Genomic DNA, 12,743 nt, shown 5'->3' with positions numbered 1-12,743 from the left:
TTTTCGAATCGGTCCGGCCCGGGTACTCGCGTGCCATGTCGCACGAGATCCCGCAGGGTCCGCCCGGGTCCACGCCCGCCCGGATCCTGAAGCTGCTCAGTGGCTGGGACCGCACGGTCTTCCACACCGTGGCCACCCGCCACTGGCCCGGCGCCGACCGGGTGCTGCCCCGGCTGAGCCACAGCGCCAACCACGGACTGCTCTGGTTCGGCACGGCGGCCGCGATCGGGGCGCTCGGCGGCAGCGCCCGGGCGCGCCGGGCGGCGGTGCGCGGGGTGGCCTCGCTGGCGCTGGCCTCCGCCACCATCAACACCGTCGGTAAGCGTTCGGTACGGCGGGCCCGGCCGGTGCTGGACGCGGTGCCGCTGATGCGGCAGCTCAAGCGGCAGCCGGTGACGACCTCGTTCCCGTCCGGGCACTCCGCCTCGGCCGCGGCCTTCGCGACCGGCGTCGCGCTGGAGTCCAGGAGCTGGGGCGCGGCGGTCGCGCCGGTCGCCGCCGCGGTGGCCCTCTCCCGCGTGTACACGGGCGCGCACTACCCGAGCGATGTGGTGGTGGGTGCGGCGCTGGGCGCGGGTGCGGCCTTCGCCGTACGGGGACTCGTACCCACCCGCGACCAGCTGCCCGCTCCCGGGCGGCCGCACGCCGACGCGCCGCAGCTGCCCGGCGGCCGGGAGCTGGTGGTCGTGGTCAACCGGGGTTCGGGCACCGCGCAGGCGGCGGCCGGCGTGGTACGGGATGCCCTGCCGCACGCCGAGGTGCTGGAGTGCGATCCGCAGGACATCACCGCCACGCTGGAACAGGCGGCCCGGCGGGGCCGGGCGCTGGGCATCTGCGGCGGGGACGGAACGGTCAACCAGGCCGCCGCGGTGGCCGCCCGGCACGGGGTGCCGCTGGCGGTGTTCCCCGGCGGCACGCTCAACCACTTCGCGTACGACCTCGGCATCGAGGAGGTCCTCGACACCTGCCGGGCGCTGGCCACGGGTGATGCCGTCAGGGTCGATCTGGGCCGCTTCACGCCGGGGCCGGACGGCAGCGGCGGGCCGGGATACTTCCTCAACAACCTGAGTCTGGGCGTCTATCCGGAGCTGGTACGGATCCGCGAGCACTGGTCCCCGCGGATCGGCGGCTGGCCGGCGGGTGTGTTCGCGGCACTGAGAGTGCTGCGCGGCGAGCATCCGCTGGAGGCCGAGTTCCACGGCCGCCGCCGCGCGGTGTGGCTGTTGTTCGCCGGAAACTGCATCTACCAGCGGATGGGCCCGACGCCCGGCCGCCGCTTCGACCTGGCGGACGGTCTGCTGGACGTCCGGGTGGTGCACGGCGGCCGCCTGCCCGGCCTGCGGCTGCTCGCCGCGGCGCTGGCCGGGCCGCTGAGCCGTTCCGCCGTCCATGCCGCAGTACGGCAGCGGCGGCTCCGGGTCACCGGGGTGGCGCCGGGCACGCTGCTCGCGTACGACGGTGAAGTGACGGAGGCTCCCGACGAGTTGACCATCGACAAGGCCGACGAGGCGCTCACGGTGTACCGTCCGCTGCCGGTCTGACGGCGGCCGTCAGGTGTCGGTGGGCAGCAGGGGGCCCAGCGGGCCGAGGTCGATGTTGAGGTCGCCGGGTTCCAGGCCGAACTTCTCCCGGAGTACGTCCATCCGGTCCTCCAGCAGCATCAGCGTCAGCCCGATCCGCTCCTCCTGATCCTCGGTGAGGTCGCCGGTGTCCACGCGGCGCAGCGCCTGCCGTTCCATGAGCTGACGCAGCAGCTCCACAACGGTCAGTACGAGTTTCGCCAGGTCGCGTTCGACGGTGTCCGGGTCGAGATCGACACGGCGCCGCGGCCCGCCCTCACTCGTGCGGCTCTTGGGGCTCACAGGGCTCGGGCTCACACGGCTCACAGGGCCTCCTCCCAGGGGGACGCGACTCGGTCACCGACCGAGCTGATCAGGGCGTTGAGGTCGATGCGTACGAGGTCGACGTCCGCGATGCGCAGCGTGACGTCACCCGTGATCACCACGCCGCCCGCGAGCAGCCGGTCCAGCAGGTCCACGAGGGCGAGTTCCCGCCGGGCGAGCGGCGAGGCCTGCGCGGGCCGCGCGCTCATCGCCCGGCCTCCCGTTCGGCACGGCTCGCCTGCTCCGGCAGGCCGGGCACATCCGCGAACGAGTACGGTGCCCAGGGGCCGGTCAGTTCGACGCGGATGCCGGGCCGCTGCGGGTTCAGCCGTTCGAGGTGGCCGACAAAGGCCTCGCAGCTCTCACGCGGCACCAGATAGGCGGCGTTGAGAACGTTGACACCCGGCTCTCCGGAGATCTCCGCGTTCTGCGGGCGGTGCAGCCGCCCGGCCTCCGCGTGCCGGCCGAGCTCGGCGTGCAGGTGGTTCGACAGGGCGTCCGCACGGGCCCAGTCGCCCTCACGTGACTGCCGCTCCTGAAGTCGCCGGCGCAGATAGTCACGGCCCGTGGCGGGCGCCTGCGGGGCGGGCTGCCGGCTGGGGGCCGGGTCCCGGTCGACGTACACCTTGACGCCCCACTCGACGCGGCCGTCCAGCCGGCCGAGCGTGGCCGCGAAGCGCTCCCGCCCTGCGTCGAGCAGCCGGCGTACGCCGCTGTCGTCGCGGCATACGGTCGCCAGCCGGAGCGGCAGCGGACAGGTGAGCGTGGTGAGGGCGGCGACCACGGCCTGATGGGCCCGGGCGGTCGCGGAGAGCCAGTCGAGGTCCTCCAGGTGCGCGCGGAGCGGGGCCTCGTCGAAATCGTCCGCGGGCACGGCGCTCACCACGGCGACCAGGTCGCCGTGGTGGAGCAGCCGGGGCGGCTCGCCGTCGAGGCCACGTGTTCCGTCCGGCAGGACGCCCTCGAAGGGGCGGGTGACGGCGTACACATAGCGCAGCTCGTTCATGCCACGTCCTTGCGCTCGTGGTGGGCGGCGGCCTCCTCCAGCTCCGCGACCCGGCGCTGCAACTCGGCGTTCTCGTCGGCGAGTTCGCGGCGCCGGGCGCCTGAGGAGAGGGCCGGATCGTCCTCCCACCAGTCGATGCCCATCTCCTTGGCCTTGTCGATGGAGGCGACGATCAGCCGGAGCTTGATGGTGAGCAGCTCGATGTCGAGGAGGTTGATCCGGATGTCCCCCGCGATGACGATGCCCTTGTCGAGGACGCGTTCGAGGATGTCCGCGAGGTTGGCACTGCCGTCGGCGGAGCCGTAGGGGTCGGGGAGGCGGCCGGCGGTCGTCATCGGCGCCCACGGTTCCCGGAGCCGGCGTACTCACGCTCCTTCTCGGCGTCGGCGTCCGCGTCGGCCTCAGCGTCGGCCTCCTCGAACTCGCCTTCGTACTCGCCCTCGTACTCGGCCTCTTCGCCCTCTTCGGCCGGCTCCTCGCCCTGTTCCTCCTCCTCGTCGCGCGCCTCCTGGGGCTCCTCCTCCTCGTAGGCGGCGTCCCCCTCGTCCTCGTCGGCATACGCCTCGGGCTCTTCCTCCCACTCGCCCTCCTCCTCCGCGACGGCGTCGTCGTGCGTGCGCACCACCTCGCCGTCCCGGATCTCGCCGCGCCAGCCGCCGTCCGCCTCGCCGCGCATCGAGATGTGCCGGGCGAAGTGCTTGAGGTCCAGACGGGCCCGCCGGCCCTGGGCGCGCCAGATGTTGCCGGTCTTCTCGAACAGCCCCTTCGGGTAGTACTCGATGACCAGCAGTACCCGGGTGAGGTTCTCGCCCAGCGGGTGGAAGGTGACGACACCCTTGCTGGTGCCCTTGGCGCCCTCGGAGGTCCAGGCGATCCGGGCGTCCGGCACCTGCTCGGTGGTGTGCGCCTTCCAGCTCCGGCTGGACCAGAAGATCTTCATGTTCCAGTCGGAGGTGGTGTCGTCGGCGACGCTCGCGCTCTTCACACCCTTGGCGAAGCCGGAGAAGTCCTGGAGCTGGGTCCACTGGTCGTACGCGTCGCGCACCGGGACCCCGACATCGATGAACTCCATGATGACCGTGGGCTTCTGGCCGCCGCCGCCCTTCTTGCGCTTGCCGCCGATCCCCTTGACGGCGTCCATGACGTTGTCCTTCAGATGGGAGGCGCCAACTTCCAGGGCGCTGCGGACCGGGCCCTTGCCGTCGGCGAGCTTCTTGCCGCCTTCGAGGGCGAGCTTGCCCAGGCCGGGGCTGCGGCCCTCGGCGATGTCGTTGAGCTTGGCGGTGCTTTCGCCGAGCTTGCGTCCGGCGCCGGTCAGCAGCCGTTCGGTCTGGGCGAGGAGGTAGGCCTGCAGTTCCTCCTTGACCCGCTCGGTCGCCGGATTGTCGAGCAGCTTCTTGGTGTCAGGCACGGTCCCGGCCTCCCTTCGCGGTGCTCTTGGCGGCGCGCTTGGCCGGTGCCGCCTTCCGGGCCGGGGCGCTCTTGCGGGCGGGGGCGGTCTTGCGGGCCGCGGCCTTCTTCCGCGGGGCGGGCCGCTCCTCGCGGGCCTCCTGCGGCTCGCGCTCCTCCTGCTGCTCCGCCCGCCCCCTCTCCGCCTCGTCGGCGTCCTCGCCCGGGCGGTCCGGTGCGCCGGCGACCGCGCCCGAGAGCCGGCCCTGCACACCCTGGGTCCGGTCGTGCAGGCGGTCGGCGAGGCCTTCCAGCTGCCGGTTCACCAGTGCGCCGGTGGCCGCCTTGCCGACGCCGCGCATGTCCTCGCGCAGCTGGTCGCCGATCTCCTTGAACTGCGGGTTGTTCTGCAGCTGGGAGGTCGCGAACTCGGCCAGCGCCTTCGGATTGAGTTGCAGCTTCTTACCCATGATCAGGGTGCCGATCCCGAAGGCGAGTTTCGCCTTCTTCGTGCGCCCCAGGACATAGCCCGCCCCCACGGCGAGCCCCATGACCAGCCGGTTGTTCATATCTGTCTCGTCCTGTCCGTCTGCAGCCGTTCGAGGAGCTCGTCCTCGCGGCGGTCGAATTCGGCCTCGTCGATCTCCCCCGCCTCGAGTCGTTGCTCGAGGAGGGCGAGTTCGCGCTGCACGGCCGAGGGGTCGTAGTACTGCCGCTCCGCCTCGTCCACCACCTGCCGGAGCACCCAGAGGGTGCCGCGCAGCGGGGCGGCGGGCAGCATCAGCAGTTCTCCCAGCAGGCCCATGTGCCGCTACTCCACGAAGCTGTAGGGCGGCAGCGGGCCGTTGACCTGGAGTACGAGCTGGGGATTGGCCCGCTGCAGCTCGCTCACCTGGGCCACGAACTCGTCAGCGCGCTCCCGCTCCACCAGGAACGAGACGTTCGCCAGCCACCCGGTGCTCTCCGGGCCGGCGCTCACATCCGCGGCGGCGGGTTCCAGGGTCTGGCGCACCACGGTGCCGTCCCGGGCCTCACGCCGCTGCACGGCGGCGACGATTCGTTCGCCCAGACGCAGTTTCTGCTCGTAGGTGCCGCCACCGGCCACCTGGTTGGCCGCGCTCAGCGCGCGCAGCTCCGGGTCGTCGGCGAGCACCTGGTGGAGGACGGCCTCCTCGTCGTGCGTGGCCTTCACGTTGTACTCGACCTTGCCGTCGAGGACCGTGAGCCGCTCCAGGTAGTGCTCCTCGCGCTCGGCGAGAACCGCGGTGACCGCCTCGTCGTCCGGTGAGATGCCGCCGAACCGCATCGGCAGTACGGCGCCGGCCGCGCCGGCCTCGGACAGGACGCTCTGGTGGGCGAGCAGGTCGCGCCGCTTGGGCTTGAGATCCTCGGGCGCGTCGCTGACCAGCGCGGCGAGGCGGCCCTGCGCCAGCACGCGGACGGGCCGGGGCGGGTCGCCCACTCCGCCCATCTTCTCCGGGAGGCTGGGGTGCGAGTCGCGGGCGATCCCGTAGACGTACGTACTCATTCCTGCTCCTCCTCCTTCCGGCGGGCCGTGCTGGTCCGGCGGGCGCGCGGCTTGGCCTCGGCCCGGGTGGACTCGCTCCTGCTGTCGTCGCGGGCCTGGTGGAAGGCGTCGGAGATGGTTTCCGCGGCGCCGGACAGGGCGCCCTTGGACTTGCCCTTGGCGCCCGACTCGGTGATCTCACCGACCAGGTCGGGCAGTCCGGGGCTCTTGCGCGGGCCCGCTTCGAGGTCGAGCCGGTTGCAGGCCTCGGCGAAGCGCAGATAGGTGTCGACGCTGGCGACGACCACCCGTATGTCGATCTTCAGGATCTCGATGCCGACGAGGGAGACACGGACGAACGCGTCGATCACGAGCCCTCGGTCGAGGATGAGTTCCAGTACGTCGTACAGGCCGCTGCTGCCTCCGGAGCTCCGGCCTTGCTGTTTTGCGGGGACAACCGTCATCGCGTAGTGCCCTCCTCGGGTGTCAGGACCGGCTGTCGGCCCGGCCGCGTTCGTAGCGGCGGACCCGGCGGTAGCCGGTCAGCTCGCCGTGCGGGTCGAGTTCGACCTCGTACGAGGCGAGCAGGCTCATCGTGTCGGGGACGCGGGCGAGTTCGAGTACCTCGACGACCAACGTCCAGCCGTCCTCCGAGCGTTCGAAGGACGAGACCGTTTCGGCGGTCATGCCGGTGAGTTCGGTGAGCTGGCGCCGCGCGGCGCGCAGCACTTCCACCGAGCCCGGCTGCTTCTCCGCCGAAGCCTGATTCCTCTGGGATGCGTTCTCTGATGTGTGTGTCATGAGTGCCTCGCCGCAGCGAGTAGCCAGGAGAGCCGAGGTCAAACCGTTCCTAATCAATGAGCAGTAGTGAGTCCTGGACCCATTTCTGGTCACTGCGGACATCCCGAACGGTGTTGGGTGTCCTGGTCGCCCGCGTTCGCTCCGCGTCCGGCGGCACGGATCGTGTCCGTGGTCCGGGAACGCGGGGGCGGGGTCCCTCACGCCCAGGGGGCTCCGGTGTGGCCTGGACGGTCCGATGCCCGTGCACATCGCTCTGGTGTGCACGGGGCGGTGCCGTCCGACGCCGGACCGGATACCCCTGAGCGCGTCGTCCGATCGCGATGCTCGCCGCATCGTGACGGGTGGTCTTACGGGTGGTGCTGGTCAGTGGCTTCTGCCAGTGCTGGGCACCCCACCGGGAGGTGTAGGCGGGGTCGACGGCGATGATGGCGATGCCGGTGGCGTCGGCCATGGAGGTCAGGCGGGCGCGGAGTCTGCCGGTGGGCATGCCGGAGATCAACTGTCGGAAGCGGCGTCTGCGGCCGTGTTTCTCGCGGGTCTTCTCGGCCGTGAAGTCCAGGTCCTCGACGGCGATCGCCTTCACGCCGCAGCCCTGGGCCCAGTTGAGCAGTCGTGTCAGGGCGTGGCGGACCTGGGCGTCGCGATGATCGGCGGGTCCGGTCAGGTCGTAGAAGAATCGGCGCGGGGTGCCGGTGGGGTTGCCGTGGGTGTCGAGGCGCCAGGCGGCGAGGTGGTCGGCGTTGGTGTCCACACCGATTACGCCGTCGGCCAGCGCCGCTGCCAGGGGAATCGTGCGCGTTACGGGTTTCTGCCAGGAGGCGGTCACGTACCAGCGGCCGCGCTGGGCGTCGTGGTGGATGCGGTAGGCGATGGCCCGGTTCGCTTCCGCGCGGTCGGCCCATTCCTGCCTGCGGTGCGCGAACCGGATCCGGCCGGTGAGCACGTACCGGCCGTGCGGAGCGTTGGCCAGACCCTTGAGCGGGGTGGGGAGCCTGATGCTGGCCTCACCGTCCGGGCTGATGCGGATGGTTTCGTTCCCGAACCGCTTCCCGCTCTCCCCGTCCGCCTGCAGAAACCAGCGAGCCGCCTCCCACCGCCCACGCCACTCGCCCTCGGTGAGCTGTGCGGCGGGCAGGTTGTGCCGGGTGCGGGCCAGGCGCTTGCCTCCCCGCACCACGTGCACGGTCCCGGCCGTCCAGGCGGCACGTTCCCGCTCCAGCCGGTCCTCCAAGACGTGCAGGCGGCGGGACTTGGCATGCCACTCCCGCCTGCTGCGGTAACCACCCGGCGCCTTCTTCGACCCCTTTGCGTCCACGGGTAGCGACAGCCGGTGCCGCAGGGTCCGCACCCCCGCCTCCAGGGAGTGGATGTGGGCGAGAGCGCAGCGTCGGGCCAGCGCCCACTGATCGTGCGTGGCCTTGGTGATCGCGCCTGCCCAGCGGGCCGAGGACGCAGGGGTCAGTTCCCGCTTGCGTGCGGCCCATGTCGCGGCGTCGTGTTCCAGACCGTCACGGCAGCGTGTCTTCAGGTCACGGGAGGCCAGCGCGCCCAGATGCGCGCCCACCCGTCGTAGCACTTCCTCATCGCGGGCGGTGAGCTGCTTGAGCCGGGTACGGACCGCCACTCCTGACGGGCTGGGCACCACAAACGGCACCGCAAGCTCCCGCAGATCGCCCACCCCACACCCCCGGTCAGCCGTAGAGACCCGCTCACCCCACCCAACGAACGCGCTCGCGAAGGGTCACGCATCCGGCAGGCGAACTCCCATTCCCCTCCACCGACAGGACAGCACACCCCCTTTGCCGAAACCCAGCGCTGACTCGCACACTCCAGAGCACACTCGTGCTCAGTCAAATCACAGCAGTTCCCAACCCCTGAGTCTGCGGCGAGCGTCTCGGCCACGTCCCGGGCGGACTCACGCGCCGCTCCGACCTCAGCGGGCGACCCCGCGGACGCGGCAGCATGTACGGGACGACCTCCCGGTCGTAGCCGGTGAGGTCGTCCTGGGTGAGGCCTGATTCAGTGCGGCCGTCGTCGGGGAGGGGAACCGCGCCCGGTGCCCTCCCCCGCCCGGCCGGTGCTTACCGCACGATCGCCTCGCCGACCAGCAGTCGTACCGCCGCGGCGATCGAGTCGGCGTCGATGCCCGCCGCGTGCAGCTGCTCCTCCGGGCTCGCCGAGCCCGGCATGCTGTTCACACCCAGCCGTACCAGTCGCGGCACGGGCCGCCCGTCGGAGAAGGCCTCGGCGACGGCGTCACCGATCCCGCCCTCCGGCCGGTGGTCCTCCACCGTCACCAGGCAGCCGGTCGCGGTCGCCGCCGCGTACAGCGTCGCGGCGTCGACGGGCTTGACCGAGTAGAGGTCGATCACGCGTACCGCGATGGCTTCGCCGTCCAGCAGCTCGGCGGCCTTCAGCGCCTCGTGCACGGTCACCCCGGCCGCGACGAGCGTCACCCGGTCGTCGTCACCGGCGCGCAGCACCTTGGAGCCGCCGACCGGGAAGTCCTCGTCGGGGCCGTACAGGACCGGGCTCTCGCCCCGGCTGGTCCGCAGATAGCGCACGCCCGACAGACCGGCCATGGTGGCGACCAGGGCGGCCGTCTGGTTGGCGTCGCACGGGTACAGCACGGTGCTGCCGTGCACGGACCGGAACATGGCCAGGTCCTCCAGGCCCATCTGGGACGGCCCGTCCTGCCCGATGGCGACTCCGGCGTGCGAGCCGACGACATTGATGTCCGCCCGGCTGACCGCCGCCATCCGCAGGAAGTCGTGGGCGCGCGTCAGGAAGGCGGCGAACGTCGAGGCGTACGGCACCCAGCCGCGTGTCTGCATGCCGACCGCGGCGGCGATGAGCTGCTGTTCGGCGATGTAGCACTCGAAGAACCGACCGGGGTGCTCCTTGGCGAAGAACTCCGCACGGGTGGAGTCGCTCACCTCGCCGTCGAGTGCCACGATCTCGGCCCGCGCGGCGCCGAGGGCGGCGAGCGCCTCACCGTAGGCGTTGCGGGTGGCCACCGAGTCCCCGACGTCGTAGCGGGGCAGCTCCGGCCGGACCGGGGCGGTGGCGTGCGGGTTCCGCGCGTCGGGCGGGCGCTGCACGTCGACCCGGATCGAGCGGCGCCCGCCCAGCTCCTCGATCGCCGCGCCGGCGTCCTTCAGCGGCTTGCCGTGCATACCCTCGCGGTCCTCGGCCGCGGCGACACCGCGGCCCTTGTGGGTGCCGGCGATGACCGCGGTGGGCTGGCCGAGCGTCGAACGGGCCTCGTTGAGGGCGGTGTCGATGGCCTCGATGTCGTGGCCGTCGACTTCGACGGTGTGCCAGCCGTGCGCGCGCAGCCTGCGGGAGTACGCGTGCAGGTCGCTGCCGTAGCGCGTGGGCCCGCGCTGGCCGAGCCGGTTGACGTCGATGAGCAGGGTCAGATTGTCCAGATGCTCGTACGCGGCGTGCTCGACGGCCTCCCATACGGAGCCTTCGGCCATCTCGCTGTCCCCGGACATCACCCAGACGCGGTACGGGATCTGGTCGAGCCGCTTGCCCGCGAGCGCCATGCCGACGCCGATGGGCAGGCCCTGCCCGAGCGAGCCGGTGGCCACGTCGACCCAGGGCAGCCGCGGGGTCGGGTGGCCTTCGAGCCGGCTGTCCCGCTCGCGGAAGGTGAGCAGTTCGTCCTCGTCGATGGCTCCGGCCGCCCGGTAGAGGGCGTAGAGCAGCGGCGACGCGTGGCCCTTGGAGAGGACGAACCGGTCGTTGCCGGGGTGGCCGGGCTGTGCGAAGTCGTAGCGCAGATGGTGGGCCAGGAGTACGGCGGCGACGTCCGCGGCCGACATCGACGAGGTGGGGTGCCCCGAGCCGGCCGCGTCGGCGGCGCGTACCGCGTCGACGCGCAACTGCTGTCCCAGTTCGGTCAGTTCTTCGGTACGCATGTCACTCCTTACGGCCGGGTCCGCCCGGCATGCGCGCGAGTTCGGGCGAATCCGTGTCCAGCGGCACCGACCCGGAGCGGACCAGGCCCAGTTGTACGGCCTGGCGCGGCAGCACCGCGTCCAGCAGCCAGTCGGCGGCGACCCGGACCCGGTTGCCCGGCATGGCCGCCAGGTGGTAGCCGCGGGTGACAGCGCCCGCGAGCGGGCCGGACAGCGGTACGCCCATCGGGTTGGCGGCCGCCTTCACTCCGCCGAGGTCGACGGCGAACCCCATGTCGTGGTGTTCGTACATCTGCCGCTGTCCGTGTCCGAGCGAGGCCGCGACATTGCGGCCGGCCACCTTGCCCTGCCGGCTCGCGTGCTGGGCGGTCATCGGCGTGAACTCGCCCGGACGGGTCAGGTCCGGTACGGCCGCCGCGTCACCGCACGCGAACACGTCGGGGCGGCCGGGCACACCGAGGTGCGGGTCGACGACGAGGCGGCCCTTCTCGACGGGCAGACCGAGCTCGGACACCAGCGGGTCCGGGCGGACCCCGACGCACCAGATGAGGGTCCGGGTTCCGACGAACTCGCCGTCGTCCAGCCAGACTCCGTCGGGGGTGGCGTGCTTGACGGAGGTACCGGTGCGCACGTCCACGCCGCGGGCCTTCAGTACCTGGTTGGCGGTGGTGGACAGCCGCTGGTCGAGTTCGGGCAGGACCCGGTCGGCGAGGTCCAGCAGCAGCCAGCGCGGCTTCTGCCCGGTGCGCCAGGCGCGCTGGTTGCGCACCAGCGCGTCGGTGAACATCTTGCCCTGGGCGGCGACTTCGGTGCCGGTGTATCCGGCACCGACCACGACGAAGGTACAGCGGGACGCGCACTCCCCGGCGTCGCCCGTCGCCGCCGCCATCTCGATCTGGCGGGTGACGTGGTCGCGGAGGTACAGCGCCTCGGGCAGCCCGCGGAAGCCGTGGGCGTACTCGGCGACGCCGGGGACCGGCAGCAGCTTGTTGACGCTGCCGACGGCGAGGACGAGCCGGTCGTACGTCAGCTCACCGGTGCCGCCCTCGGGGTCGGTGTAGTGCACCCGGCGGCCGTCCAGGTCGACGTGCCCGGCCTCGCCGAGGACGAGCCGCACGTGGGGCAGCGTCCCGGGGAGGGAGACGGTCACCCGCCGGGGCTCCAGGATGCCGGCGGCGACCTGGGGCAGCAGCGGCAGATACAGAAAGTAGTCGGTCGGATTCAGCAGAACGATCTCGGCCTTGCCCCGCAGGGTGCGGGACAGCGTACGGGCCGTCTGGTAGCCGGCGAATCCGGCTCCGACGACGACAACACGGGGTCGGTTCACGATGCGTCTCCGAGTCGGCAGTGTGACTTCCCCGGTGCCCATGTGCCCCGGGGCCAAACACCTGGTGCGCCGGCCCTGGGCAGCCGGAAGCCCAGGGGGTGTCCGGCCGATCAGGCCGGATCAGCGAGCGGCGTCTGGTGCACTGCACTCGCTTCGCTCGCTCCGTCTCGGCTCTTTGATTCATCCTCCGGATGCCGAGCGCAGCTGCAAGGCGGCCGGATTCGGCCATAGCGGAGCTATGGGCGGATTTGGCCAACGCGGCAGATGTGCGTGCCTGGGGGCACCTCCCAGCGGTAGCTGGGGGAGACGGGAGCCCGGCATGATCGGCCGGACACCCCCTAGAGACGGCGCGGGGAATCCGGGCTGCTCGGCGAGCTGCCGGGGGGCATCTGCCGCGGTACGCGCGGCGCGGCGCCGCCTGGCGGGACGGGCGGGGCCGGCGGGGCGGCGGACGCGTCGCCGAAGCCGGGGGCTTCGGCGAGCGTGTCGGCGTCTTCGGTGCCGCCGGCGGGCCCGGTGTGGGTGCTGCGCGCCGCCTGCCGCATCATCTCGGCCGCCCCGAGGAGCAGTACCGCGACGAGCAGGGCGGCCGCCCAGGCGGGCAGGGCCACGGCCAGGACGAGAACGAGAAAGGCGGTGGCCGCCGCCCCGCCGTACAGGACGGCCGCACCGGCCCCCGCGTACAGCCTGGCCGGCCGGCGCTGCTTCCTGCTCTGTTCGCGCAGTTCGTCCCTGATCGTGTCCCGGACGACCTGTGCGACCTGTTCCGAGAGATTCGTGTCCATGGCGCTCGGGTACCCCGGTGGCCCGGCGGTAGTCCGGCGCCCAAGGCGCGTGTCCACATGGCGATATATGCATCTCACCATCCGGCATGACGGAGTACGGTTGCCCCATCGCTCGGACG

General features: G+C 72.0%; 15 protein-coding genes. 1 reads left to right on the top strand and 14 read right to left on the bottom strand.

From position 1 onward, the window contains the following. The first annotated feature begins 35 nt into the window (after window positions 1-35). The gene (locus tag ACWV17_RS17185; RefSeq protein ID WP_455360421.1) at window positions 36-1,541 is read left to right on the top strand and encodes a phosphatase PAP2 family protein; all 1,506 of its coding nucleotides are present in this window, start codon (window positions 36-38) and stop codon (window positions 1,539-1,541) included. Window positions 1,542-1,550: 9 nt separating this feature from the next. On the opposite strand, the gene ACWV17_RS17180 is transcribed toward ACWV17_RS17185, so the two are convergent. From ACWV17_RS17180 to ACWV17_RS17115, 14 genes are all read right to left on the bottom strand, one after another. Next, window positions 1,551-1,877, bottom strand: coding sequence for a gas vesicle protein K (locus ACWV17_RS17180; protein WP_455360496.1), 327 nt, complete (start codon window positions 1,875-1,877; stop codon window positions 1,551-1,553). A 5-nt stretch (window positions 1,878-1,882) separates the two neighbouring features. Further along, entirely contained in the window at window positions 1,883-2,092 is a 210-nt protein-coding gene (locus ACWV17_RS17175; protein ID WP_455351639.1) for a gas vesicle protein, read from the bottom strand. Beyond that, the gene (locus ACWV17_RS17170; protein ID WP_455360420.1) at window positions 2,089-2,889 is read right to left on the bottom strand and encodes a GvpL/GvpF family gas vesicle protein; all 801 of its coding nucleotides are present in this window, start codon (window positions 2,887-2,889) and stop codon (window positions 2,089-2,091) included. Before ACWV17_RS17170 ends, ACWV17_RS17175 begins: the two co-directional genes overlap by 4 nt. Further along, a complete protein-coding gene (gene gvpJ / locus ACWV17_RS17165) occupies window positions 2,886-3,224 on the bottom strand; it encodes a gas vesicle protein GvpJ (RefSeq protein ID WP_455351641.1) in 339 nt (112 codons plus the stop codon). Before gvpJ ends, ACWV17_RS17170 begins: the two co-directional genes overlap by 4 nt. Then, entirely contained in the window at window positions 3,221-4,300 is a 1,080-nt protein-coding gene (locus ACWV17_RS17160) for an SRPBCC family protein (RefSeq protein ID WP_455360419.1), read from the bottom strand. The genes gvpJ and ACWV17_RS17160 overlap by 4 nt, the downstream gene beginning before the upstream one ends. Further along, window positions 4,293-4,847, bottom strand: coding sequence for a DNA primase (locus tag ACWV17_RS17155; RefSeq protein WP_455360418.1), 555 nt, complete (start codon window positions 4,845-4,847; stop codon window positions 4,293-4,295). Before ACWV17_RS17155 ends, ACWV17_RS17160 begins: the two co-directional genes overlap by 8 nt. Continuing rightward, complete coding sequence (locus tag ACWV17_RS17150; protein WP_455351644.1) at window positions 4,844-5,083, bottom strand: gas vesicle protein GvpG; 240 nt, start codon at window positions 5,081-5,083, stop codon at window positions 4,844-4,846. The genes ACWV17_RS17155 and ACWV17_RS17150 overlap by 4 nt, the downstream gene beginning before the upstream one ends. Window positions 5,084-5,089: 6 nt before the next feature. After that, complete coding sequence (locus ACWV17_RS17145; protein WP_455360417.1) at window positions 5,090-5,806, bottom strand: GvpL/GvpF family gas vesicle protein; 717 nt, start codon at window positions 5,804-5,806, stop codon at window positions 5,090-5,092. Continuing rightward, entirely contained in the window at window positions 5,803-6,249 is a 447-nt protein-coding gene (locus tag ACWV17_RS17140) for a gas vesicle structural protein GvpA (RefSeq protein WP_455360416.1), read from the bottom strand. The genes ACWV17_RS17145 and ACWV17_RS17140 overlap by 4 nt, the downstream gene beginning before the upstream one ends. Window positions 6,250-6,271: 22 nt before the next feature. Beyond that, a complete protein-coding gene (locus ACWV17_RS17135; protein WP_455360415.1) occupies window positions 6,272-6,586 on the bottom strand; it encodes a gas vesicle protein GvpO in 315 nt (104 codons plus the stop codon). A 49-nt stretch (window positions 6,587-6,635) separates the two neighbouring features. After that, window positions 6,636-8,264 (bottom strand): IS200/IS605 family accessory protein TnpB-related protein, encoded by a 1,629-nt coding sequence (locus tag ACWV17_RS17130; RefSeq protein ID WP_455360414.1) that lies wholly within the window; start codon window positions 8,262-8,264, stop codon window positions 6,636-6,638. A gap of 403 nt (window positions 8,265-8,667) precedes the next feature. After that, entirely contained in the window at window positions 8,668-10,512 is a 1,845-nt protein-coding gene (locus ACWV17_RS17125; protein ID WP_455360413.1) for a transketolase, read from the bottom strand. Between the two features lies 1 nt (window position 10,513). Continuing rightward, entirely contained in the window at window positions 10,514-11,881 is a 1,368-nt protein-coding gene (locus tag ACWV17_RS17120; RefSeq protein ID WP_455360412.1) for an NAD(P)/FAD-dependent oxidoreductase, read from the bottom strand. 296 nt (window positions 11,882-12,177) lie between these two features. Then, on the bottom strand, window positions 12,178-12,624 hold the full coding sequence (locus tag ACWV17_RS17115) for a phage holin family protein (protein ID WP_455360411.1): 447 nt from the start codon (window positions 12,622-12,624) through the stop codon (window positions 12,178-12,180). Between the last annotated feature and the right edge of the window lie 119 nt (window positions 12,625-12,743).

This window comes from Streptomyces mabaensis (assembly GCF_053763515.1).
This window is presented reverse-complemented; position numbering and strand designations above follow the sequence as displayed.

Bases quoted from the DNA above. Each gene is read 5' to 3' on its own strand.
- ACWV17_RS17185 (WP_455360421.1), top strand. From the start codon at position 36: ATGTCGCACGAGATCCCGCAGGGTCCGCCCGGGTCCACGCCCGCCCGG.
- ACWV17_RS17175 (WP_455351639.1), bottom strand. From the start codon at position 2,092: ATGAGCGCGCGGCCCGCGCAGGCCTCGCCGCTCGCCCGGCGGGAACTC.
- ACWV17_RS17170 (WP_455360420.1), bottom strand. From the start codon at position 2,889: ATGAACGAGCTGCGCTATGTGTACGCCGTCACCCGCCCCTTCGAGGGC.
- gvpJ (WP_455351641.1), bottom strand. From the start codon at position 3,224: ATGACGACCGCCGGCCGCCTCCCCGACCCCTACGGCTCCGCCGACGGC.
- ACWV17_RS17155 (WP_455360418.1), bottom strand. From the start codon at position 4,847: ATGAACAACCGGCTGGTCATGGGGCTCGCCGTGGGGGCGGGCTATGTC.
- ACWV17_RS17150 (WP_455351644.1), bottom strand. From the start codon at position 5,083: ATGGGCCTGCTGGGAGAACTGCTGATGCTGCCCGCCGCCCCGCTGCGC.
- ACWV17_RS17145 (WP_455360417.1), bottom strand. From the start codon at position 5,806: ATGAGTACGTACGTCTACGGGATCGCCCGCGACTCGCACCCCAGCCTC.
- ACWV17_RS17140 (WP_455360416.1), bottom strand. From the start codon at position 6,249: ATGACGGTTGTCCCCGCAAAACAGCAAGGCCGGAGCTCCGGAGGCAGC.
- ACWV17_RS17135 (WP_455360415.1), bottom strand. From the start codon at position 6,586: ATGACACACACATCAGAGAACGCATCCCAGAGGAATCAGGCTTCGGCG.
- ACWV17_RS17125 (WP_455360413.1), bottom strand. From the start codon at position 10,512: ATGCGTACCGAAGAACTGACCGAACTGGGACAGCAGTTGCGCGTCGAC.
- ACWV17_RS17120 (WP_455360412.1), bottom strand. From the start codon at position 11,881: ATGGGCACCGGGGAAGTCACACTGCCGACTCGGAGACGCATCGTGAAC.
- ACWV17_RS17115 (WP_455360411.1), bottom strand. From the start codon at position 12,624: ATGGACACGAATCTCTCGGAACAGGTCGCACAGGTCGTCCGGGACACG.